This window comes from Actinomyces sp. Marseille-P3109 (genome assembly GCF_900323545.1).
Taxonomy (GTDB): domain Bacteria; phylum Actinomycetota; class Actinomycetes; order Actinomycetales; family Actinomycetaceae; genus Actinomyces.
Genome location: NZ_OOHN01000008.1, coordinates 930231 through 952042, shown reverse-complemented (window position 1 = coordinate 952042; position 21812 = coordinate 930231). Strand labels below are relative to the sequence as shown.

Annotated in this window: 19 protein-coding genes, 4 tRNA genes and 1 pseudogene; 3 read left to right on the top strand and 21 right to left on the bottom strand. The window is 67.5% G+C overall.

The window, feature by feature from the left end; translation table 11 throughout:
* Window positions 1–8 precede the first annotated feature (8 nt).
* The 12 genes from BQ8008_RS04460 to rapZ form a co-directional block, all read right to left on the bottom strand.
* Window positions 9–983, bottom strand: coding sequence for a pseudouridine synthase (locus BQ8008_RS04460; RefSeq protein ID WP_108832970.1), 975 nt, complete (start codon window positions 981–983; stop codon window positions 9–11).
* On the bottom strand, window positions 980–1579 hold the full coding sequence (scpB, locus tag BQ8008_RS04455; protein ID WP_108832969.1) for an SMC-Scp complex subunit ScpB: 600 nt from the start codon (window positions 1577–1579) through the stop codon (window positions 980–982). Before scpB ends, BQ8008_RS04460 begins: the two co-directional genes overlap by 4 nt.
* Window positions 1576–2424, bottom strand: a complete 849-nt coding sequence (locus BQ8008_RS04450; protein ID WP_108832968.1) for a segregation and condensation protein A — start codon at window positions 2422–2424, stop codon at window positions 1576–1578. The genes scpB and BQ8008_RS04450 overlap by 4 nt, the downstream gene beginning before the upstream one ends.
* A complete protein-coding gene (locus BQ8008_RS04445; RefSeq protein WP_108832967.1) occupies window positions 2414–3286 on the bottom strand; it encodes a ParA family protein in 873 nt (290 codons plus the stop codon). The genes BQ8008_RS04450 and BQ8008_RS04445 overlap by 11 nt, the downstream gene beginning before the upstream one ends.
* Window positions 3287–3403: 117 nt before the next feature.
* On the bottom strand, window positions 3404–4327 hold the full coding sequence (gene xerD / locus BQ8008_RS04440; RefSeq protein WP_108832966.1) for a site-specific tyrosine recombinase XerD: 924 nt from the start codon (window positions 4325–4327) through the stop codon (window positions 3404–3406).
* A gap of 91 nt (window positions 4328–4418) precedes the next feature.
* Window positions 4419–4661, bottom strand: a complete 243-nt coding sequence (gene secG / locus BQ8008_RS04435) for a preprotein translocase subunit SecG (protein ID WP_003784896.1) — start codon at window positions 4659–4661, stop codon at window positions 4419–4421.
* A gap of 230 nt (window positions 4662–4891) precedes the next feature.
* Window positions 4892–5671 carry a triose-phosphate isomerase gene (tpiA, locus tag BQ8008_RS04430; RefSeq protein WP_108832965.1) on the bottom strand — a complete coding sequence of 260 codons (780 nt, stop codon included), beginning with the start codon at window positions 5669–5671 and terminating at the stop codon, window positions 4892–4894.
* 15 nt (window positions 5672–5686) lie between these two features.
* Window positions 5687–6880: a phosphoglycerate kinase gene (locus BQ8008_RS04425; protein WP_108832964.1), complete on the bottom strand. Its 1194-nt coding sequence runs from the start codon at window positions 6878–6880 to the stop codon at window positions 5687–5689.
* 111 nt (window positions 6881–6991) lie between these two features.
* Window positions 6992–7999, bottom strand: coding sequence for a type I glyceraldehyde-3-phosphate dehydrogenase (gap, locus tag BQ8008_RS04420; protein ID WP_075376867.1), 1008 nt, complete (start codon window positions 7997–7999; stop codon window positions 6992–6994).
* Between the two features lie 248 nt (window positions 8000–8247).
* The gene (whiA, locus tag BQ8008_RS04415; RefSeq protein WP_108832963.1) at window positions 8248–9228 is read right to left on the bottom strand and encodes a DNA-binding protein WhiA; all 981 of its coding nucleotides are present in this window, start codon (window positions 9226–9228) and stop codon (window positions 8248–8250) included.
* A 333-nt stretch (window positions 9229–9561) separates the two neighbouring features.
* Window positions 9562–10563 (bottom strand): gluconeogenesis factor YvcK family protein, encoded by a 1002-nt coding sequence (locus tag BQ8008_RS04410; protein ID WP_108832962.1) that lies wholly within the window; start codon window positions 10561–10563, stop codon window positions 9562–9564.
* 3 nt (window positions 10564–10566) lie between these two features.
* A complete protein-coding gene (gene rapZ / locus BQ8008_RS04405) occupies window positions 10567–11541 on the bottom strand; it encodes an RNase adapter RapZ (RefSeq protein ID WP_108832961.1) in 975 nt (324 codons plus the stop codon).
* 121 nt (window positions 11542–11662) lie between these two features.
* Between rapZ and purT the strand changes: the two genes are divergently transcribed.
* Window positions 11663–12952 carry a formate-dependent phosphoribosylglycinamide formyltransferase gene (purT, locus tag BQ8008_RS04400; RefSeq protein ID WP_108832960.1) on the top strand — a complete coding sequence of 430 codons (1290 nt, stop codon included), beginning with the start codon at window positions 11663–11665 and terminating at the stop codon, window positions 12950–12952.
* Between the two features lie 31 nt (window positions 12953–12983).
* On the opposite strand, the gene BQ8008_RS04395 is transcribed toward purT, so the two are convergent.
* The 6 genes and pseudogenes from BQ8008_RS04395 to uvrC form a co-directional block, all read right to left on the bottom strand.
* A complete protein-coding gene (locus BQ8008_RS04395; protein WP_108832959.1) occupies window positions 12984–14435 on the bottom strand; it encodes a glycoside hydrolase family 1 protein in 1452 nt (483 codons plus the stop codon).
* A 69-nt stretch (window positions 14436–14504) separates the two neighbouring features.
* Window positions 14505–16355 carry a beta-glucoside-specific PTS transporter subunit IIABC gene (locus BQ8008_RS04390; protein WP_108832958.1) on the bottom strand — a complete coding sequence of 617 codons (1851 nt, stop codon included), beginning with the start codon at window positions 16353–16355 and terminating at the stop codon, window positions 14505–14507.
* 183 nt (window positions 16356–16538) lie between these two features.
* The gene (locus BQ8008_RS13625; protein ID WP_234415227.1) at window positions 16539–16853 is read right to left on the bottom strand and encodes a PRD domain-containing protein; all 315 of its coding nucleotides are present in this window, start codon (window positions 16851–16853) and stop codon (window positions 16539–16541) included.
* Between the two features lie 146 nt (window positions 16854–16999).
* A pseudogene (locus tag BQ8008_RS13620) lies at window positions 17000–17380 on the bottom strand (CAT RNA binding domain-containing protein); the annotation flags it as partial.
* A 144-nt stretch (window positions 17381–17524) separates the two neighbouring features.
* Window positions 17525–17737, bottom strand: coding sequence for a TOBE domain-containing protein (locus BQ8008_RS04380; protein WP_108832957.1), 213 nt, complete (start codon window positions 17735–17737; stop codon window positions 17525–17527).
* Between the two features lie 54 nt (window positions 17738–17791).
* Complete coding sequence (gene uvrC / locus BQ8008_RS04375) at window positions 17792–19948, bottom strand: excinuclease ABC subunit UvrC (protein WP_108832956.1); 2157 nt, start codon at window positions 19946–19948, stop codon at window positions 17792–17794.
* Window positions 19949–20056: 108 nt separating this feature from the next.
* On the opposite strand from uvrC, the gene BQ8008_RS04370 reads away from it, so the two are divergent.
* Window positions 20057–20923 (top strand): HAD family hydrolase, encoded by an 867-nt coding sequence (locus BQ8008_RS04370; protein WP_108832955.1) that lies wholly within the window; start codon window positions 20057–20059, stop codon window positions 20921–20923.
* Between the two features lie 295 nt (window positions 20924–21218).
* Here BQ8008_RS04370 and BQ8008_RS04365 read toward each other — a convergent pair.
* From BQ8008_RS04365 to BQ8008_RS04355, 3 genes are all read right to left on the bottom strand, one after another.
* A tRNA-Val gene (locus tag BQ8008_RS04365) sits at window positions 21219–21293 on the bottom strand.
* Between the two features lies 1 nt (window position 21294).
* A tRNA-Cys gene (locus tag BQ8008_RS04360) sits at window positions 21295–21365 on the bottom strand.
* A gap of 37 nt (window positions 21366–21402) precedes the next feature.
* Window positions 21403–21475 (bottom strand) — tRNA-Gly (locus tag BQ8008_RS04355).
* A 150-nt stretch (window positions 21476–21625) separates the two neighbouring features.
* On the opposite strand from BQ8008_RS04355, the gene BQ8008_RS04350 reads away from it, so the two are divergent.
* A tRNA-Val gene (locus tag BQ8008_RS04350) sits at window positions 21626–21698 on the top strand.
* Window positions 21699–21812 lie beyond the last annotated feature (114 nt).

Here is a 21812-nt window from a genome sequence, read left to right as displayed (position 1 = left end):
AGACTCGGTCACAGCCCGACCTCCTGCTGGAGTGCCGCGATCTCCTCACTGCTCAGGGCTCGGGTCTCACCGGGGCGCAGGTTGCCCAGCCGCAGCGGTCCCAGCCGGGTGCGCGCCAGGCGCGTCACCGGGTGGCCGACGGCGTCCAGCATGCGCCGCACGATGCGGTTCTTGCCCGAGTGGAGGGTGATCTCAATGATGGAGCCCCGCGGACCGGAGTCCTTGACGGTGACCCGGTCCGCGCGGGCCTCGCCGTCCTCGAGCTCGATGCCGCGCCGCAGCTTGCGCGGCACCCAGGGCTCGACCTGGCCCTCGACAATGGCGACGTAGGTCTTGGTGATCTCGAAGCTGGGGTGCATGAGCCGATGGGAGAGCTCACCATCGTTGGACAGCAGGAGCAGCCCCTCGGTCTCGGTGTCCAGGCGGCCGACGTGCACCAGACGCAGCGAGCCGGGCAGCTCGGGGTGCTGGGCCAGGTAGTCGTGCCCGTACCGGGCCACGGTCGGACGTCCCTCGGGATCCTCCATGGTGGTGACGACGCCGGCCGGCTTGTGGAGCATGAGGGTGAGGAGCTCGGGGTTGGTGAGGATCCGGCTGCCGTCGACGCGGATCTCCTGAGTCAGCGGATCCACCCTGACGCCCGGCTCGGTGACGGTGACGCCGTCGACGCTGACGCGACCGTCGGCGATGAGCTGCTCGCACGCCCGGCGTGAGGCGACTCCGGCATGGGCGAGGACCTTCTGCAGGCGCTGGCCGGAGGCGACGTGCGGGTCGTCCTGGCCGCCCTTGGAGGCACGCTCGCGCATCGCGAGCAGACGGGACTCCTCGTCCTCGTCGATGGCCTCGGCGTCGAAGGCGGCCAGGTCGGCGGCGTCGATAGCCTCGTCCAGCTCCTCGAGGTCGTCCTCGTCGTAGAACTCCTCGCCGCCGAAGTCGCTGTAGGGAACTGGACCGGTTCTGCTGTGGCGGTTCCTCGGGGTCATGGGTTCCTCCTTACGGCCGTCTCCTCGGCCTGCTCGACGATCTCTCCCAGCGCCTCGACGCGAGGCAGGTACGGGGCCAGGGGCGGCAGCTCGTCCAGGGAGTTGATTCCCAGGTACTCCAGGAACTCTCCCGTGGTCCGGTACAGGATCGCACCGGAGGTCTCAGCCCCGGCCTCCTCGATGAGGCCGCGGGCGTGCAGGGTACGCATGACGCCGTCGACGTTGACGCCGCGGATCATCGCGACGCGTCCACGGGTGACCGGTTGCCGGTAGGCGACGACGGCGAGGGTCTCCAGGGCGGCCTGGCTCAGGCGCGCCGTGGCCCCGCCGATGACGAACTGCTCGACGAGGTCGGCGTGCTCGGGCACGGAGGCGAAGCGCCACCCGCCGGCCGCCCGCCGCAGGAGGAACCCATGGGGACGGCTGCCGGGAGTCTCTCCCCGATACTCGGCGGCCAGGTCATCGAGCAGCTCCTCGGCCGCTCGCTCATCGAGGCCGAGGGCCTCAGCGATCGCGGAGGTGGTCACCGGTTCGTCGGCAACGATGAGGATCGCCTCGGCGGCGCTGCGCAACTGGGGCTCGGCGACATCGTTCATGCGAATTCCTCCTCGAGCTCGGTCAGGTCTTCGGAGGCCATCATGCTGGTCAGATCATCCTGCCCGGCGCACCAGGTCACGGTGATCTCGCCCATGGCCTCAATCTGGTCCAGTTCGGCGCTGCCCTGCCGATGGAGGATGAGCAGAGCCAGGAACCGGGCGACGACGACTGCCGTGCGCTCGGCGTCCTCGATGATCTGGGCGAAGGTCAGGGTCCCGTGGCGGCGCAGCCTTAGCGCGATGAGACTCAGCTGCTCGCCGACCGGCACTCGCTCGTGAAGGTGGACGGTCTGGACACCCGGATCCCCGGGGCGGGTGAAGGCGCCGACCGCCAGGCGAGTGAGGTCCTCAGGGGTGATGGTGGCCACGAGCCTGGGCAGGAGGGCCGCCAGGTGCGGCTCCAGCGCCACGATCCGGGGATGGCTACGTGCGGAGATCTCCGCCCGGTGGCGGAAGGCGGCTGCCGCCTCCTTGAAGGCCCGGTACTGCAGGAGTCGGGCGAAGAGCAGGTCTCTGGCCTCGAGCAGCTCGAGGTCGGGCTCCTCGTCGTCCTCGTCGTGGGGCAGAAGCCGGTGGGCCTTGAGGGCCAGGAGGGTGGAGGCCACCACGATGAACTCCGAAGCGCGCCCCAGGTCCCAGTCGGAGCGCATGTGGGCGATGAAGTCGTCGGTCACCTCCGCCAGCGCAAGCTCGGTGACGTCGAGCCGCTTACGGGCGATGAGACTCAGGAGCAGGTCGAAAGGCCCCTCGAACTGAGGCAGGGTGACACTGAAGCCGGGGAGACGAGGCGGATCCTGCGTACCCGGCCCCGAATCGGTCTCCTGGACCTCCAGCTCAGGCGACATCGCCGCGGGCGATGACCTCGCGGGCCAGCCTGCGGTAGGCCTCCGCGCCGGGGTGGGAGGGCGCATAACTGGTGATCGGCTCGTTGGCCACGGAGGCATCCGGGAACTTGATCGTGCGTCGGATGCGCGTGTCGAAGAGCTGCTCACCGAAGGCCTGCTCCAAACGCTCGAGCACCTCTCGCGAGTGCAGGGTGCGGGAGTCCACCATGGTGGCCAGAATACCGTCGATCTCCAGGGTGGCGTTGAGACGGTCCTTGACCCGCTCGACGGTCTCGACCAGGAGCGCCACGCCTCGCAGTGCGAAGAACTCGGTCTCCAGCGGGATGATGACGCCGTGGGAGGCGGTCAGGGCGTTGATGGTGAGCAGCCCGAGCGAGGGCTGGCAGTCCACGAGGATGACGTCGTACTCGTCCAGGACGGGACGCAGCACCCGCTTGAGGGCCTGTTCACGGGCTACCTCGTTGACGAGCTGGACCTCGGCGGCCGACAGGTCGATGTTCGCCGGAACGATGTCCAGGCCCGGCGCTGTTGTCTCGTGGATGATGGTGCGGATGTCTGGGCGGCTGGCGACGAGCAGGTCGTAGATCGTGGAGTCGAGCTCGTGGGCATTGATCCCCAGGCCCGCGGAGGCGGCCCCCTGCGGGTCGAAGTCGACGATGAGGACCTTGCGCCCCAGCTCGGCCAGCGCCGCACCGAGGTTGATCGTCGTCGTCGTCTTACCGACGCCGCCCTTCTGGTTGCACATGGAGATGACCCGAGCGGGTCCGTGCGACTCCAGCGGCGCGGGAACGGGGAAGTCCTTCTCCTCGCTCTCTTCGGTGCCGGGGTTGTCGATCAGGCCTGGCTGGATGGAGTCATTCACGTTCTCCAGCCTAGTCGAAAGCCGACCGACCTCGCCCAGTTCAGACGGGACACGCCCGAGAACATCCCGCTTTCAGGCCGGCCCCGGCCCTCATCCAGGCTTCACTCATCGCAGCGCTCAGGCCAGCGCGCGCGGATGACTGGTGGCGTAGACCTCCCGCAGGTGGTCGACGGTGACCTTCGTGTAGATCTGCGTCGTGGTGACGGAGGCGTGCCCGAGCATCTCCTGGACGACACGCACATCCGCACCTCCGGCCAGCAGGTGGGTGGCGAAGGAGTGGCGCAGGGTGTGGGGCGAGATGTGGCGCTCGTCGGAGGTGCTAGTCCCGGCGAGTCCGGCCCGTTCAGCGGCCTGCTGCAGGACGGCCCAGGCGCTCTGCCGGCTCAGGGGCCGTCCCAGGGTGTTGAGGAAGACCTGCGGTACTCCCCTGCCCTTCTCCGCCAGGACCGGCCGGCCTCGTACCAGGTAGGCATCCAGCGCCTCCCAGGCGTAGGTCCCCATGGGGACCACACGCTCCTTGCGGCCCTTGCCGAACAGTCGCAGCAGCCGGGAGTCGGCATAGAGGTCGTCGACGACGAGCCCGACCGCCTCGGAGATGCGGGCGCCGGTGGCGTAGAGGACCTCGAGCAGTGCCCGGTCGCGCAGGCTCACTGGAGAGTCGTCGATCCCTGCGGCCTCCAGCAGGCAGCGGACCTCCTCGATGCTCAGCGCCTTGGGCAGCCGCCTGCCGGGCTGGGGCGGACGCACCGTGGCCGAGGGGTCCTGCGAGGTAGTGCCCTCGGCCAGCAGGAACTTGTGCCAGCCGCGTACGGCCGTCACGCTTCTGGAGGCTGACGACGAGGCCAGCGGGCGCGCGCCGTCAGCTCCGGTGCGCAGCACCTCGAGGAAGCCGGCCACGTCGTTGCGGCTCACCTCCTGCGGGGCCGCGATACCGCTGCTTCTCAGGTAACGCAGGTAGCGGCTGAGGTCGCGCTCGTAGGCGCTCAGGGTGTGAGGGCTCAGTCCGCGCTCGACACGCAGATGAGCGAGGTAGCCGCGCAGCGCCAGAGCCAGAGCGTCGCCGCGCGGGTCATGGGCGGTTCCGACGGCCGGAGCCGTCGACTTCGAGGTGCTCGTCGGGACCAGCCGGCACTCAACCGAGCTTGGCGACCAGACCGAGCCCGACGATCGTGATCGTCCAGGTGATGGCCACGGCCACGGTGATGCGGTCGAGGTTGCGCTCGGCCACGCCGGAGGACCCCGCTGAGGAGGAGATACCGCCGCCGAACATGTCCGACAGACCGCCTCCCTTGCCCTTGTGCAGGAGGATCGACATGATGAGGAAGAAGCTCGAGAGGACGAGCAGCACCTGAAGGACGATACGCACCACGTTCACGCCGCGTTCCCTTCGTCGTTGATTTCGTCTTGCTGTGGGGGCGGCACGCTCCGGTTACGGTCCGGCACGGTTGTCGACGGGCTCTGCACCCCCACCTGTCCGCTTGGCAGTCTACCTGCAACGCACCGGGTCCCGGACACCTCGTGGTGTGAGGTGTCCGGGACCCGGACAATGAGCGTTGGAGCCGGTGAGGAACCGATGAGTCCGGTTCCTTCGCGGCTCAGAGCTGATCAGGCGTAGAAGCCGGCCATGGCGGCGAAGGAGTCGGCCTTGAGGGAGGCTCCACCCACCAGGGCGCCGTCGACGTCGGGCTGGGCCATGAGCTCCTTGATGTTGTCTGGCTTGGCAGAGCCGCCGTAGAGGATGCGAGTGGCGTCGGCGGTGGCGTCGCCGTAGTCGGCGCGCAGGGCCTCACGGATTGCTCCGCACACCTCCTGGGCGTCCTCAGCGGTGGCGGTCTCACCGGTGCCGATGGCCCAGATGGGCTCGTAGGCGATGACGATCTTGGCGACGTCCTCGCCGCTCCACCCCTCCAGGGCGGCGCGAATCTGTCCCAGGACGAACTCGACGTGAGTACCGGCCTTGCGGATCTCGAGGGCCTCACCGCAGCACAGGATGGGGGTCATGCCTGCGTCGAGCACCTTGCGGGCCTTGGCACCCACGAGGGCGTCGGACTCGCCGTGGTACTCACGGCGCTCGGAGTGGCCCACGACCACGTAGCTGACGCCGAGCTTGGTGAGCATCTCGGTGGAGATCTCACCGGTGTAGGCGCCGTTGTCATGGGTGGAGACGTCCTGGGCGCCGTACTTGATGCTCAGGGAGTCGGCGTCGACGACGGTCTGCACGGTGCGGATGTCCGTGAAGGGCGGGATCACGACGACCTCGCACTTGGCGTAGTCGTGGTCGCGGTCCTTGAGCTCCATGGCCAGGCCCTGGACGAGGTGGTTGGCCTCGAGGTGGTCGAGGTTCATCTTCCAGTTGCCCGCCATGAGCGGGGTGCGGTTGCTCATCTACGTTGCCTTCCTTCAGTTTTCGAGCACTGCGATACCCGGCAGGGTCTTGCCCTCGAGGAGCTCGAGGGAGGCGCCGCCGCCGGTGGAGATGTGGGAGAACGTGTCCTCGTCGAAGCCGAGCGTGCGCACGGCCGCGGCGGAGTCGCCACCACCGATGACGGAGAAGGCGTCGGACTCGGAGATCGCCTTGGCCACGGCCTTGGTGCCCTCGGCGAAGGCCGGGAACTCGAAGACGCCCATGGGGCCGTTCCACACCACGGTCTTGGAGGTGGCGATGGCGTCGGCGAAGAGCCCTCGCGTCTCAGGGCCGATGTCCAGACCCATCTGGTCGGCGGGCAGCTCGCTGGAGGGAACGACGGTGGCCGGGGCGTCCGCGGCGAAGGTGGGAGCCACGACGGTGTCGATGGGCAGAAGGAGCTCGACGCCGTTGGCCTTGGCGGTCTCCAGGTAACCCTTGACGGTGTCGATCTGGTCCTTCTCCAGCAGGGAGGTGCCCACCTCGTAGCCCTGTGCGGCCAGGAAGGTGTAGGCCATGCCGCCACCGATGAGGAGGCGGTCGGCCTTGCCCAGCAGGTTGGAGATGACGCCGAGCTTGTCGGAGACCTTGGAGCCGCCGAGCACCACGGTGTAGGGGCGCTCGGGGTCATTGACGGCGCGGCCCAGGGACTCGATCTCCTTGAGCACCAGGAGGCCGGCGGCCGAGGGCAGGAGCTTGGCGACGTCGTAGACGGAGGCCTGCTTGCGGTGCACGACGCCGAAGCCATCGGAGACGAAGACGTCGGCCAGGGCGGCGAGCTCGGCGGCGAAGGCCTCACGCTCGGCATCGTCCTTGGAGGTCTCGGCGGCGTTGAAGCGCACGTTCTCCAGCAGAACGATCTCACCGTCGCCGACGGTGGCGACAGCGGCCTTGGCGGACTCGCCGACGGTGTCCTCGGCGAGGGTCACCTTGGCGCCGGTGACCTCGGCGAGACGCTTGGCGACGGGGGCCAGGGAGTAGTCGGGGTTGACCTGCCCCTTGGGGCGACCCAGGTGGGCGGTAACGATTACCTTCGCACCGGCGTCGAGCAGGGTGCGCAGGGTGGGCAGAGCGGCCTGGATGCGGCCGTCGTCAGTGATGTTCTTGTCGGCGTCCAGCGGCACATTGAAGTCGGAGCGGACCAGGACTCGCTTGCCCTTGAGGTCGCCCAGGGACTCGATGGTCTTCATAAAGCCTCTCATCGGTTGTGGGTGATGGTGTGGGATCTGACGGACGGCGCCCGCGCACGCATAGCGTGGCGCGGGCGCCGTCTTCTAGAGAGTCATGCTCTCGGTCTGGTCTCAGGCGAGCTTGGAGCCGACCAGGGAGGTCAGGCGGACCAGGGCGTTGGAGTAGCCCCACTCGTTGTCGTACCAGGAGAGGACCTTGACGAGGTTACCGATGACCTTGGTCTCGGTGGCGTCGAAGATCGAGGTGTGCGGGTTGCCCACGATGTCGGTGGAGACGATCGGGTCCTCGGTGTACTCGAGAACACCCTTGAGCTCGCCCTCGGCGGCGGCCTTGACGGCGGCCTTGACGGCGTCGACGGAGACCTCCTTCTCGGCGATGAAGGTCAGGTCGGTCAGCGAACCGGTCGGGGTGGGGACGCGCACGGCCAGTCCGTCGAACTTGCCCTTGAGGGCGGGCAGGACGAGGGCCACGGCCTGAGCGGCACCGGTCTTGGTGGGGATCATGTTCAGCGCGGCGGCGCGAGCACGGCGCAGGTCGCTGTGCGGGGCGTCGAGGACGCGCTGGTCACCCGTGTAGGAGTGGATGGTGGTCATGATGCCGCGCTCGATGCCGAAGTTCTCGTGGAGAACCTTGGCCAGGGGGGCGAGGCAGTTGGTGGTGCACGAGGCGTTGGACACGATGTTCATCGTGGCGTTGTCGTAGTCGCCCTCGTTGACACCCATGACGAAGGTGCCGTCGACGTTCTTGGCGGGAGCGGAGATGACGACCTTCTTGGCACCACCGTCGAGGTGGGCCTTGGCCTTCTCGCCGTCGGTGAAGAAGCCGGTGGACTCCACGACGACCTCAACGCCCAGGTCGCCCCAGGGCAGGTCGGCGGGGTTGCGCTGCGCGAGCACCTTGATGTGCTTGCCGTTGACGGTGATGCCATCCTCGTCGTAGGAGACCTCGCCGTTGAACCGACCGAGGATCGAGTCGTACTTGAGCAGGTGGGCCAGGGTCTTGTTGTCCGTCAGGTCGTTGACGGCGACAACCTCGATGTCGGCGCCCTGCTCGAGGGCGGCGCGGAAGAAGTTGCGGCCGATCCGGCCGAAGCCGTTAATTCCAACGCGGGTGGTCACTTTGTGTCCTCCTAGTGCGCCGGTTGCGGCGCACGGTTGCTGGGCTCTTCTCACACATGGCGTGTGCTCCGGAACATCTTCAGAATGAGATCCGATTCAGTTCCGGCACGGCTGAGTCTAGTCACACTGGGCAGCCGCTGGGAGTCGCCGACCACGCCACGGGCGAACACTGTGACGCATGAACCAGCCTCCACGGCGTCTATGACCATCGATTGTCCCCCGGGCCGGGACCGAGGTCCTATCTGTCCTCAGGGCTCGAGCATCTCCTGGGTGAGAACCGACTCGGTGTCGGGGATCCCCAGCTCGTGCGCATGCTTGTCCGCCATGGCCAGTAGCCGACGGATGCGACCGGCGACGGCGTCCTTGGTCAGCTGCGGGTCGGAGAGCTGCCCGAGCTCCTCCAAGGAGGCCTGCTTGTGGGCGATGCGCAGGCGGCCGGCCTGGAGCAGGTGGGCCGGGACATCGTCCCCCAGGATCTCGAAGGCTCGCTCGACCCGAGCCCCCGAGGCCACGGCAGCACGCGCGGAGCGGCGCAGGTTCGCGTCGTCGAAGTTGGCCAGGCGGTTGGCCGTGCCCCTCGACTCGCGCCGGGAGCGTCGTTCGGCCCACACCTTGAAGGCCTCAGGCGCCCCCATCCTCTCCAGGAGCACGCCGATGGCCTCTCCGTCACGTACGACGACGCGATCGGCCCCGCGCACCTCTCGGGCCTTGGCTGAAATATCGAACCGTCTCGCCGCCCCCACAAGGGCAAGCGCCGCCTCGGACCCGGGGCAGGTGACTTCCAGGGACGACGAGCGACCTGGCTCAGTCAGGGATCCGCGGGCGAGGAAGGCTCCACGCCAGGCGGCAGCAGCGGCGTTGCGTCCGCCCTGGACGACCGCGACTGGCATCCCGCGCACGGGCCGGCCCCGGTCGTCCACCAGTCCGGAGAGGCGAGCGAGGTCCTTGCCGCGCTTGGTCACGCGCAGCACGTAGCGCGATCCCCGATGCAGGGAACCGCCCTGGACCACCATGACCTCGGGCTCCATCCCGTAGAGCTCCTTGAGGTGCTGGTGCAGTCGTCGCACTGCCCCGCCGTGGTCGAGCTCGGCCTCGACGACGATGTGACCCGAGACGATGTGCAGCCCTCCGGCAAAGCGCAGCATCGCGGAGACCTCCGCCCGCCGTTGGGCGGCGTTCTCGGTGACAACGAGCGCGAGCTCATCCTTGACGGTGACCGTCAGCGACATGGGTGGGCTCCTCGTGCTCGGGGGTCGTAGTCGGTGTGGATGGAAACGGGCGGAGTATGGATACTGCTGGCGTCACTCAGGTGAAACCGGTGTTCCGCTCGAAAGGGCATGAGTCGGGCAGCGACCGGGGCAGATGAGACAACATAGCAACATGGTGCGGCGCCCGAAGGCGCATCTAGGAAAATTCTTAGCAGTGCCACCCTGCGGCGGGCTGGGCGGGGACGCAAGGAATTATGAACGATGGCGAGCAGCAGGATTCTTCAATGAGTCCATTATCACGATCCACGGGGATCCACCGGGACGTGCCGCGGTCCGGCCGAACTGCCGGTTGCATCAGGTCTGAATCTCGTCGGTGACGTCCCCCAGCGCGCCCTCGAAAGCGTCTCGGAAGGCGGCTGCCAGGCGCAGTGGATCATGGTGGCACAGGGCCTCACCGGTGCGTACCTGCCGCAGGACGACGATGGCCCCCATGGCTGAGGCCACCGACTCAAGGTCGTCGACGTCCTCAACGGTCGAGGGATCGGCCAGGACGACGTCCAGGCGCAGGTCGGGCGCGTACTGCCTCAGGACCCGCAGGTGGTCGGCACTGGTCATGCCGTCGGTCTCACCCCGCTGGGCGGAGAGGTTGAGGACCACGACCTTGCGGGCGGAGGTACTCACCAGAGCCTGGCGCATGGAGGGAAGAATGAGGTGCGGAAGCACCGAGGTGTACCAGGAGCCCGGCCCCAGGACCACCCAGTCCGCCTCGTCGATGGCGCGTAGCGCCTCGGGGTGGGCATCGGCGTCCTCCGGCACGACGCCCACGTTCTCCAGACGTCCTCGGGCAGAGGCTACTGCCACCTGTCCGCTGACTCTGCGGCTGGTTCCCCCCGAGACGATGTCCGCCTCGATGACCAGGGGTGAGGAGGACATCGGCACGACTCGCCCGTGGATCGTCAGCAGGCGCCCCACCCAGTCGAGCCCGGCGACGTCGTCCCCAAGCAGCTGCCACAGGGACAGGATGAGAAGGTTCCCCAAGGCGTGGTTGTCGAGCTCGCCCTGGCCCTCGAAGCGGTGCTGGAGTACGTCACGCCAGGTCAGGCCCCATTCGGAGTCATCGCACAGGGACGCCAGCGCCATCCGCAGGTCTCCCGGCGGCAGGCAGCCGAACTCCCGGCGCAGACGCCCGGAGGAGCCTCCGTCGTCGGCGACGGTGACGACGGCGGTGAGCCGGTGACTGATATGCCTCAGAGCCCGGAGCGTGGCGGACAGGCCGTGGCCTCCTCCCAGGGCGACGACGGCGGGCCCTTCCTCACCGCGACGGGGCCAGCCCGCCACGTCGATCGTCGTTCCCACTGTCTACTCCCGTCCAAGGTCACGATGCTGGACGACGACCTCGAAACCCGCTCGCCGCAGTCTGGCCCCGAGCCTCTCCGCCGACGCCACGGAACGGTGCTTGCCGCCGGTGCAGCCCACAGCCAGGGTAACGTGAGGCTTGAGCTCGTCAACATATTGCGGAAGTGCAGGAACAAGCAGGTCCGCGTAGCCGTCAACGAAGGCGGCCGCGCCCTTCTGAGCGAAGACGTAGTCGGCCACCGCAGCGTCCCGGCCAGTGAGGTGGCGCAGCTCGGAGACCCAGTAGGGGTTGGGGATGAAGCGCACGTCCAGGACGTGGTCGGCGTCCAGCGGGATGCCGTACTTGAAGCCGAAGGACATGACGTTGATCCGAAGGGCCAGATCCGACTCGTGGGCCACGAGCTCGCGCACCCTCCGGGCCAGGTCGTGGACGGAGTAGTTGGAGGTGTCGATGACGATGTCGGCGACGCCCCTCAAGCCCCCCAGGAGGGTGCGTTCGTGCTCGATACCGTCCAGGACGGAGCCGTTGCCCTGCAACGGGTGGGGACGGCGCGAGGACTCGAAGCGCCGGACCAGGACCGCGTCGGAGGCGTCCAGGAAGATGAGACGCACGTCGGTGCCGTTGTCGCGGACCTTGCGCAGGTAGTCCATGAAGTGGGAGAAGAACTCGCGGCTGCGCACGTCGACGACCGCCGCCAGCCGGTGGACACCGGCGCCGACCGTGGTCATCATGCCGGACAGGGCGGGCAGCAGCTGGGGCGGTAGGTTGTCCACGACGTACCAGTCGAGGTCCTCCAGGGCGTTGGCCGCGCGCGAGCGCCCGGCCCCGGACATTCCCGTGACGATGATCATCTCGGGCCGCTCGGCGGGCGGCACCGGCGGAGTGGCCTCGTCGAGGGCGGGGATCTCGATGGGAACGGTGTCCTGGAGCCGCTTGCGCTTGCCGGAGGAGGGCTGGGGGCGGCGCTCGTCATGCATGGCCCAAGCATCGCACGTCCGGGTATGCCTGCCCGTCGCCGACGCCGGATTACCGGTAGCGTTTCACCGTTGCCCGTACTCGTTGTCGCCGGTTCACGGCATCCGCACCTCAGGAGGCCCCATGAGCTCCTCGCCCAGTTCCGACCAGAGTGCCCGTCCCTCCCCCAATATGTTCCAGCAGACTCCCGCTCCGCGGCCCGATGCCCCGGTCCTGGGCACGGCCTGGACCAGCAGCGCCACGAAGGTGGCGCTGCTGGGTGCCGGAGAGATCGGCAAGGAGGTGACGATTGCGCTGAGTCGCCTGGGCGTGGAGGTCACGGCCATCGACCGCTACGACGGGGCTCCGGCCCAGCAGGTGGCCCATAACGCCCTGACGGTGGATATGAGTGACCCTGAGGCACTCACCGCGGCCATCCGCTCCAGCGGCGCCACCATCGTGGTCCCGGAGATCGAGGCGCTGGCGACCGACGCGCTAGTGGCCCTGGAGCAGGCCGGTGAGGTCCGGGTGGTGCCGACGGCCCGTGCGACGCGGCTGACAATGAACCGTGAGGGTATCCGTCGCCTGGCGGCCGAAGAGCTGGGCCTGCCGACCAGCCCTTATGCTTTCGCCTCGTCCCTGGAGGAGCTGGCGGCCGGCGCCCAGCAGGTGGGCTTCCCCTGCGTGGTCAAGCCGGTCATGTCGTCGTCGGGCCACGGTCAGTCCGTGGTACGCGGTCCGGAGGACCTGGAGGCGGCCTGGCGCTACGCGGCCGCCGACGGGCGCGTGGACCGTGGGCGGGTCATTGTGGAGGGATTCGTCCGATTCGATACCGAGATCACCTTGCTCACGGTGAGATGGCGCCATCCACGTACCGGGGAGACGGTCACGAGCTTCTGCGAGCCGATCGGTCACCGTCAGGTGGACGGCGACTACGTGGAGTCCTGGCAGCCGCAGCAACTGAGTCCGGCGGCCCTGGAGAGGGCCCAGCAGGTGGCCCGGTCAATCACGGCCGCGCTGGGCGGCTGGGGCCTGTTCGGCGTGGAGCTGTTCATCCGCGGCGAGCAGGTCCTGTTCTCCGAGGTCTCCCCGCGCCCTCACGACACGGGGCTGGTGACCCTGGCCAGTCAGCGCCTGAGCGAGTTCGAGCTCCACGCCCGGGCCCTGCTGGGCCTGCCGGTGGACACCTCGCTGCACTCCCCTGGCGCCTCGGTGACCATCAAGGCCTCCGGCGACTCGGTGCCCGGTGAGGGCGTGAGCTTCGCGGGCATTGACGAGGCGCTCATGCAGGACGGCGTGGACCTGCGGCTGTTCGGCAAGCCCGAGGCCCACCCGGGTCGGCGCCTGGGCGTCGTCGTGGCCTATGCCGACGACGCCTCGATCGCCGGTGACCGGGCTCGGGCCGCGGCCCGGGCGATCCGTCCCAGCGTCTGAGTCGGATCGCCCGGGCGGGGGTTGCCAGGCGTCAGTTCTGCACCGGAGGCGCGAGCGCGGCCCCGTTGGAGGCGATGACGTCGCGGTACCAGTCGAAGGACTTCTTGCGGTGGCGGGCCAGGGTGCCGTTGCCGTCATCGTCGCGGTCCACGTAGATGAATCCGTAGCGCTTGGACATCTGGGCGGTGGAGGCCGAGACCAGGTCGATGCAGCCCCAGGAGGTGTACCCCAGGACCTGGACGCCGTCGGCGATGGCCTCGGCGACCTGGACCAGGTGGTCGTTCATGTAGGCGATGCGGTAGTCGTCCTCGACGGTGGGGCCGTCACTTCCCTCCACGAGGATGTCCTTGGCCCCCAGGCCGTTCTCGACGATGAACAGGGGCTTGCCCCAGCGGTCCCAGTAGTCGTTCAGGATGGTGCGCAGGCCCGCCGGGTCGATCTGCCAGCCCCACTCGGAGGCCTCGAGAGTGGGGTTGGGAACCCCACCCATGAGGTTGCCCTCGCCGGCCTCGGCCGACTGGGTGACGGTCTCGCACACAGACATGTAGTAGGAGAAGGACACGAAGTCGACGGTGTGCTCCCGCAGCAGCGCGCGGTCCTCCTCAGTGACCTCCAGCTCGATGCCCTTGTCCCGCAGGGTACGCAGCAGGTAGCCGGGGTACTCGCCGCGCACATGGAGGTCCCCGAAGGCGTAGTTGGCGCGCTCGGCCTGCTTGGCGGCCCACACGTCACGGGGATCGGGGGTGAGCGGGTAGGTGGGTACGGCCAGGATCATGCAGCCGACCTGGATGTTGGGGTTGATCTCGTGGGCGATCTTCGTGGCGGCCGCGGAGGCGACGAGCTCGTGGTGGATGGCCTGGTAGAGGTCCTGCTCGCTGAGCTCGGCCTTGGGGGTGGCGATACCTCCGGACAGGAAGGGCTCGTGGAGCACCGAGTTGATCTCGTTGAAGGTGAGCCAGTACCTCACCCGCTCGCCGTAGCGCTCGAACAGGGTGCGGGCGTAGCGCTCGAAGAAGCCGATGAGGCGGCGGTCGGTCCAACCGTCATAGGTACGGGCCAGGTGCAGTGGGGGCTCGTAGTGGCTGATGGTGACCAGCGGCTCGATCCCGTGCTTCTCGAGCTCGTCGAGAACCCGGTCGTAGAAGGCCAGCCCCTCCTCGTTGGGCTCGGTCTCATCACCGAGCGGGAAGATCCGACTCCAGGCGATGGAGAAGCGGAAGACCTTGAAGCCCATCTCCGCGAACAGGGCGATGTCCTCGGCGTAGCGGTGGTAGAAGTCGATCGCCTCGAGCTTGAGGTTGTCCGGCGTGGGGGCCTGGGTGGGCGGAGCCATGATGCCTCGGGGCATGACGTCCTGGACGGACAGGCCCTTACCGCCCTCGTCGTAGGCGCCCTCGATCTGGTTGGCGGCGGTGGCACCGCCCCACAGGAAGCCATCGGGGAAGCGCAGAGTGCTCTCGGGAGTAGTGGACGTGGCGGCCATAGGTGATCTCCTGTGTCTTTGCTCGGTTGCTAGTCGTTGGGGAAGGTGGTGATCGGGTGGGTGATCGGTTCAGCGGTCGATCTCAACCACGGTGCTGCTGGTCGTCACCTCGCCGTCAACGATCGGCACGACGGCGCCCAGTGAGGCGGTGTTGGTGACGACGAGGATCGTGGTGGGGTCGTAGCCGGCATCACGAACGGCTTTGAGATCCACGTCTACCAGAGGCTCGCCGCGCACGACTCGCTCACCGGCACTCACGTTGGGGGTGAATCCCTCGCCCTTGAGATTGACGGTGTCCAGGCCGACGTGGATGAGGACCTCGACGCCGTCGTCGGTCTTGATGCCGTAGGCGTGGCCGGACTCCATGGCGGTGACGACGGTGCCCGATGCCGGCGCGACGACGTGACCGTCGGAGGGAACGATGCCGACGCCGTTGCCGAGGGCGCCGGAGGAGAAGACCGGGTCGGCGACGTTCTCCAACGGCATGGCGGATCCGCTCATCGGTGCGGTGAGCGCAGTGGTGGGCTCGGCGTCGTTATCCGAGGAGGCGGCCGGGGAGGATTCCTCCTCGACCGGGTCCTTAAACCCAACGAAGAGGGTGAGGGCCAGGGAGACGACGACGGCGACCGCCATGCCGATGAAGACCAGGACGAGGTTTCCGTGGTCGATCAGCGCAGGGATACCAATGAGGGAGGGGAAGACGAAGGAGGTGGAGGCACCGTTTCCTGCTGCGACGATGACGCCACCCACGGCACCGCCGATGCAGCCGTAGAGGAAGGGACGTTTGAGAGGCAGGTTGACACCGTAGATCCCGGGTTCGGTGATGCCGGCCAGGAACCCGGACAGCGAGGCAGGTCCGGCCAGCTCCCGCATCTTCTTGCTGCGCGTACGGATCATGACACCGAGGGTCGCGGCCGCCTGGGCCAGAACGGCGGGGAAGATCGGTCCCACCATGAGGGAGAAGCCCGGGTCGTTGTACTGGGCGAGCATGACCGGCACCAGTCCCCAGTGCACGCCGAACATGACAAACACCTGCCAGAAGGCGCCCATGACGGCCCCCGCCACCCAGGGCGCGTGCTCGAAAAGCGCGTTCATCAATGAGGCGATGACGTTCGACGCCGCGGTCGTCACCGGGCCGACGGTGATAAGGGTCAGGGGAACCATGATGAGCAGCACGAGCAACGGAACTGAGAAGTTGCGGATGGATGAGGGAAGGATCGTGGTCAGCCAGCTCTGTAGATGGGACTGGAACCATACGGCCACAATGATCGGAACGAGAGAGGACGTATAGGACGCCATGACCACCGGGATACCGAAGAAGGTGACCGGACTGCCGGCGTCGTTGAGGGCGACGATCTCGGGATACACCAGGGCTCCGGCCAGGGCGACGGCCGTCATTTCGTTGGCCTTGAAATAACGCGCTGAGGTGATGGCCAGCAGGATCGGCAGGAAGTACAGAGCCGAGTCGCCTGCGGCGTTGAGGATCGTATGGGTGGTGGAGTCCTCCTTCAACCATCCCAGCGTGGTTGTCAGGGTGAGGAAGGCCTTGATCAGTCCCGCTCCTGCGAGCGTCCATACCACCGGGTTGATGAGGGCCGAGACCATCTTGATGAACCGGTCGAACAGACTGCCGTCGTTTCCGGTCGGTTCATCGTCACTGCCAGTCAGGTCGGTGAGCCTGCCCAGCTCCTCGTGGAGCAGTGGTACATCGTTACCGATGACCACCTGGTACTGGCCTCCGGCCTGCACCACGGTGACGACGCCATCGAGTGCTTTAACAGCCTCGGTCGAGGCCTTGGACTCGTCCTTGAGAACGAATCGCATGCGGGTTGCGCAGTGTGTCATGGAGGAGATGTTCTCCTCGCCTCCGATATTATTCAGCAGCTGCGGCGCCAGCGCCGCATAGTCGACCTTCGCCATTGATGTCCTCCTGAGTGAGTGACCGCTTCCGGGGAACAAAAAAGACCCGAGACAATGGCAGCGCTTTAACGCTGACGTGTCTCAGGTCTTGCCCCGGACGGGTCACAATCCTGTGAATCCCTCAACGGATTCTGTGACGAATGATATGAACGATCAGATCAGCGAACAAGGCAGCGTTCTGTGTTACGCGTCACTTCGGATAGTCCGAGGGAGGGAGGAGATCAACCGGGCGATGTGCAGGGCGAGATAGGCAGTCTCGTCCTCGGTGACGGCGACGCCCAGGCGGATCTCCATCAGGTCCCGGATGCGCAGAGCCACCCGGTAGGAGTCAGGGGCGGAGCTGCGCAGAGCCTGGGCCACCAGGGAGGCGGTGCCGTCCTCGATCTGTACCGCGGTGCGTGCGCGCACCAGGAAGTAGCGCAGGTGGACCGCGAAGCGAGCGGCGTTGACGGAGTCCGGGTCGAACGCCTCCCCGTAGGTCTTCTCCAGCAGCTCCATGACCTGACCGATGAGTCGCGACTGCTCGCCTGCAGCCTGAGCCGAGGGGGCGCCAATGGCGGCGGTGAAGAGGTGAAGGGGGTGAAGAGGTGAAGGGCCAGGGCCACGGCTTCTCCACCCGGTAGCTGGATCTCCTGCGCGGCGTTGAGCTCCGCAACCATGGCCTCGGCCAGCCGCAGCTCCTCGGGGTGCAGATGGGCGACCTCGGCGCGCAGCGGATAGTCCATGGTCAGCCCTTGGCGGACCCGCTCCATGGCCTGGTTGACGTGATCGACGACGGCAATGACGCTCGAGGAGGGAACATCCGCTCCCAGCTCCCGGGCAGCTTTGCGGAAGACGCGTTCGGCGAGTGCCAGGCGCTCCAGCGGGATCCCGGCGATGACCTCCGCCACCGACCGGGCGTTGTCGGCCGGGATGTAGCGGCGGGAGATGAGGGAGGTGTCGACGTCCTGGCCGCGCTTGCGCTGGAAAACGAGACCTCTACCGGTCAGGATCGCCTCGCGCCCGATCTCGTCGCGCGCCAGCACGACGTTGTTGTTGAGCACCCGCAGTATCTCCACGAACCGATTGTGCCACGGGCCATCCGGCTCCCGGGTGGGGAACGACGACGGCCCATGGCACGGGGACCGGCGCCGGGCTCGGCTCAGGTATTCGGCCCGTTGAGACCTGTCTCAGTCCTGGAGGCCCAGCATGACGGAGGACGCCTTGACGACGGCAACCGCCTTCTTACCCTCTGCCAGCTCGAGCTCCTCGATAGCCGCGTTGGTGATGGAGGAGGTGATGATGACGCCGGGAGCGATCTCGATCTTGACGACGCCGTTGACGGCCCCCTTCTCAATGGAGACGACAGTGCCGGGCAGCTGGTTGCGTGCAGAGATCTTCATACAAGCTTCCTTTCGAGTCGATGACTGCTCAGTCCAGCACGTTGTGAAATCACACTACTGTTCATTATCTGGACTGTTGAGGTGAGCCAAAATACTACCCGCCAGAGCCGGCCCAATGCCCTTGACACGGGTGATGTCGTCCACATCAGCTTGCCGGATGCGTTTGACGGAGCCGAACTCCCGTAGGAGGGCAGCCTGGCGGGCTGGTCCCAGACCGGGGATACCGTCAAGAACGGAGCGGGTCATGCCGGCCGAGCGCTTCCTACGGTGGTGGGTGATGGCGAAGCGATGGGACTCGTCGCGCAGGTGCTGAAGCAGGTAGAGCGCCGGGGAGGTGCGCGGGAGAACGACGGGGAACTCCTCCCCGGGAACCCACACCTCCTCCAGGCGCTTGGCCAGTCCGATGAGCGGTACGTCGATACCGAGTTCATCGAGGACGGTGCGGGCGGCGTTGACCTGCGGCAGGCCGCCGTCGACGACGACGAGTCCGGGGGCGTAGGAGAAGCGCCGGGCCCGCCCGGTCTCAGGGTCGATGGGTCCAGAAGCGACGGCAACGCCCTCGGCGTCCTCGATCTCCTCGGCTACTCGAGCTGCTTCCTCCCCCTGGCCCCGCTCGGCGATGAGTCGTTTGAACCGCCGGGTGAGGACCTCGTGCATGGCGGCGGTGTCGTCGGCGGTACCGGTACCGTCCTGGCCGCGAACGGTGAAGCGGCGGTAGTCGGACTTGCGGGGCGCACCGTCCTCGAAGACCACCATGGAGCCGACCTGGTAGGTCCCCTGAGTGTGGGAGATGTCGTAGCACTCGATGCGCAAGGGTGCCTCGGGAAGATCGATGGCCTCGGCGAGCTCGTCAAGAGCGAGCGTGCGTTGGGTGAGATCTCCGGCTCGGCGAGTCTTGTGCAGGCGCAGGGCCTCGGCGGCGTTCTTGCGCACCGTGTCCATGAGAGCGGCCTTGTCACCGCGCCGCGGAACGCGCAGGTCGACCTTTCCTCCACGCAGTCCGCTCAGCCAGGCGCGTACCGTGGCGGCATTGCTGGGCATCTCAGGGACCAGGATCTCTCGGGGCACCGCGGTGGTGGCCGCGTGGGCGACGTCGTCGACGCTGGTGGCAGCCGACTCGCCGTTGCGCCTCGAGGAGTCGCCGCTGGAGCCGTTCGGTCCGCTACGGGGCTGCGGGCTGGAGGGCGCGCGGTCGCTCACACCGACGGAAGTGGTGGTGCCCGAGGAGGTGGGGGCTCCGCTCTGGTGGACGGCCCCGTCGTCGGCCGGATCGAGGAGGGAGGCGTAGACCTGCTCGAGAAGACGCTCGATGAGCTCGGCGTCTCCGGCGTCGTCAATGAGGTCCACGACCCAGCCGCGCTGCCCACGCACCCGGCCGCCGCGCACGTGAAAGACCTGGACCGCGGCCTCGAGCTCGTCGCGGACCAGGGCGAAGACGTCGGCGTCGGTGGCGTCGGGCAGGACGACGGCGTTGCCCTCGATGACCTTGCGCAGCGCGGCGGCATCGTCCCGCAGGCGTGCGGCCTTCTCGAAGTCGAGGGCGGCGGCGGCCGCCTTCATCTCGGACTCAACCTGCCGCAGGTAGGGGCCGGTCCGGCCGGCCATGAAGGCGCAGAAGTCCTCAGCCAGCACCCGGTGGTCCTCCGGGCTGATGCGCCCCACGCATGGCGCCGAGCACTTGTCGATGTAGCCCAGCAAACAGGGGCGCCCCGAGGCCTGGGCGCGGCGGAAGACACCGGTCGAGCAGGAACGCACCGGGAAGACGCGCAGCAGCTGGTCGACGGTCTCGCGGATGGACCAGGCCTGGACGAAGGGGCCGAAGTAGCGGGTGGCGGGCTTGCGGGCCCCGCGGACCACCTGGACCCGGGGGTAGGTCTCCCCCATCGTCACCGCCAGGTAGGGGTAGGACTTGTCGTCCTTGTACATGACGTTGAAGCGGGGGTTGAACTCCTTGATCCAGGAGTACTCCAGGGCCAAGGACTCCACCTCGGTGGATACCACCGTCCACTCCACGGCGCAGGCGGTGGTCACCATCTTCTGGGTGCGCGGGTGCAAGGCGGCGAGGTCCTGGAAGTAGCTGGACAGGCGCTGACGCAGATTCTTGGCCTTGCCGACGTAGACGACGCGACCCTGCCCGTCCAGGAACCGGTAGACGCCCGGAGACGTGGGGATCTCGCCCGGGGCGGGACGGTACGTCGAGGGGTCGGCCATGCCCGCTAGGGTAGACGCCAACCATCTTTGTCCACGACACGCCCCGAGGCCATGCCGGTCGAGCCGAGCGCGCCGCCCGTGGCTGAGGCGTTCGCGAAGAGGCGTCCTATGAGCAGCGCAGTCGTCCCCACCACCGGTATCCGCACAGTGTTCCTTGACGTTGATGGAACGCTCGTCACGTATGAGAACGTCCTGCCGGACTCCGCGGCCTGGGCGATCAGAGAGGCCAGAAGAGCCGGCCACCGGGTCTACGCGTGCACGGGGCGCTCCCGCGCAGAGATGCCGGAGGCGATCTGGGCGATCGGGTTGGACGGGATGATCGGCGGGAACGGCGCCTACGTGGAGGACGACGGCGAGGTCCTCCTGGACCAGCACCTGTCGGCTGCCCAGTGCGAGCAGGCGGTGTCGTGGCTCAGGCGTCGAGGCCTGGAGCCCTATCTGGAGACGAACTCGGGCCTGTACGCCTCTCCCGCATTTCGTGACGCGGCCAGGCCAGCGATCCGTGCCTACCCCATTAGCAAGGGTGCGGCTGGCGCCAGCAGCATGGAGGTCGACGGCGTCTTGCCGGGCATGGTCTTCACTGACGAGTTGGTAGGCGATGACGTCAACAAGATCAGCTTTCTGCTGGCCTCTCCTGAGGACGATCTGGCGGCGGCTCGTCGCGAGCTCCCTGACCTGGTCGTCGGCTCCTGGGGTGGCAGTGGCCACGAGCCGCTCTTCGGGGACGTGAGCTGCACGGGCGTATCCAAACGGCACGCCATTGATGCGCTACTGACCCACCGTGGCGCTGCCCGGCGGGATGCGGTGGCTTTCGGTGATGCGGCCGTCGACGTCGAGATGCTGGAGTACTGCGGGACGGGGGTGGCGATGGGTAACGGCTCGCCGGCGGTCAAGGAAGCAGCCGACCTGGTGACCGACGACGTCGAGGCCGACGGCCTGGCCAAGGCCTTTGAGCGCCTGGGACTGACCGGGTAAACAGCCACCACTGTGTTGTCTCATGACTTCTGAGGGGTTCGGGCGGCATGGCGTCTGAGGCTTAAGTGGGGTGGGTTGCCCGGGGTGGGAGTCGCTGTTCGTCTTACCGGAAAACCCCACCCTCGTGCAGTAGCCGGCCTGAAGGGGTCCCGGCAGGAAGCGGCCCGCTGATCGAGCACCACCAGGAGCCAAGCCGGCGCCACGGGGAGCCAGGCGGGCAGCGCCGGGAGTCAGAAGTGAGGCCGGGTGTCCAGATCTGTGACAAAGGCCCGGAGCGGCATGCTCCGGGCCCGTCTGGTGGGCGATACTGGGATCGAACCAGTGACCTCTTCCGTGTCAGGGAAGCGCGCTCCCGCTGCGCCAATCGCCCGAGGTGGGTACCGGATTCGAACCGGTGTAAACGGCTTTGCAGGCCGGTGCCTAACCTCTCGGCCAACCCACCATGAGAATGCTGGGGCTGGGCGCTCCCGGCTCCTCGGAGCGGATGACGGGACTCGAACCCGCGACCCTCACCTTGGCAAGGTGATGCTCTACCAACTGAGCCACATCCGCGTAGTAACCAACGGCTCGTCCGAACCGCTCGGTGCTGGAAAACCATAGCATCACGGTCGCGCCGACAGGCAAACAGCACCGCGGTGATTCACCTCACCGAGCCGGCATTTGCCCCGGGGGTACTGGGCTGGCTAAGGTTAGCGCCGCATCGGGCGATTGGCTCAGGGGTTAGAGCGCCTCGTTCACACCGAGGAGGTCACTGGTTCGATTCCAGTATCGCCCACCGCAGTATCCTGGCACCAGGTTGACGGTACCCGCCCCATGGGCGGGTACTTTCGCATCACCCCGCTCAGCAGCAGACGCGCACCCAGAATCGGCCCCTCAATATGGATGCCGT

Bases quoted from the DNA above. Each gene is read 5' to 3' on its own strand.
- BQ8008_RS04460 (WP_108832970.1), bottom strand. From the start codon at position 983: ATGACCCCGAGGAACCGCCACAGCAGAACCGGTCCAGTTCCCTACAGC.
- scpB (WP_108832969.1), bottom strand. From the start codon at position 1,579: ATGAACGATGTCGCCGAGCCCCAGTTGCGCAGCGCCGCCGAGGCGATC.
- BQ8008_RS04450 (WP_108832968.1), bottom strand. From the start codon at position 2,424: ATGTCGCCTGAGCTGGAGGTCCAGGAGACCGATTCGGGGCCGGGTACG.
- tpiA (WP_108832965.1), bottom strand. From the start codon at position 5,671: ATGAGCAACCGCACCCCGCTCATGGCGGGCAACTGGAAGATGAACCTC.
- BQ8008_RS04425 (WP_108832964.1), bottom strand. From the start codon at position 6,880: ATGAAGACCATCGAGTCCCTGGGCGACCTCAAGGGCAAGCGAGTCCTG.
- whiA (WP_108832963.1), bottom strand. From the start codon at position 9,228: ATGTCGCTGACGGTCACCGTCAAGGATGAGCTCGCGCTCGTTGTCACC.
- rapZ (WP_108832961.1), bottom strand. From the start codon at position 11,541: ATGCATGACGAGCGCCGCCCCCAGCCCTCCTCCGGCAAGCGCAAGCGG.
- purT (WP_108832960.1), top strand. From the start codon at position 11,663: ATGAGCTCCTCGCCCAGTTCCGACCAGAGTGCCCGTCCCTCCCCCAAT.
- BQ8008_RS04395 (WP_108832959.1), bottom strand. From the start codon at position 14,435: ATGGCCGCCACGTCCACTACTCCCGAGAGCACTCTGCGCTTCCCCGAT.
- BQ8008_RS04390 (WP_108832958.1), bottom strand. From the start codon at position 16,355: ATGGCGAAGGTCGACTATGCGGCGCTGGCGCCGCAGCTGCTGAATAAT.
- BQ8008_RS13625 (WP_234415227.1), bottom strand. From the start codon at position 16,853: ATGGAGCTGCTGGAGAAGACCTACGGGGAGGCGTTCGACCCGGACTCC.
- BQ8008_RS04380 (WP_108832957.1), bottom strand. From the start codon at position 17,737: ATGAAGATCTCTGCACGCAACCAGCTGCCCGGCACTGTCGTCTCCATT.
- uvrC (WP_108832956.1), bottom strand. From the start codon at position 19,948: ATGGCCGACCCCTCGACGTACCGTCCCGCCCCGGGCGAGATCCCCACG.
- BQ8008_RS04370 (WP_108832955.1), top strand. From the start codon at position 20,057: ATGAGCAGCGCAGTCGTCCCCACCACCGGTATCCGCACAGTGTTCCTT.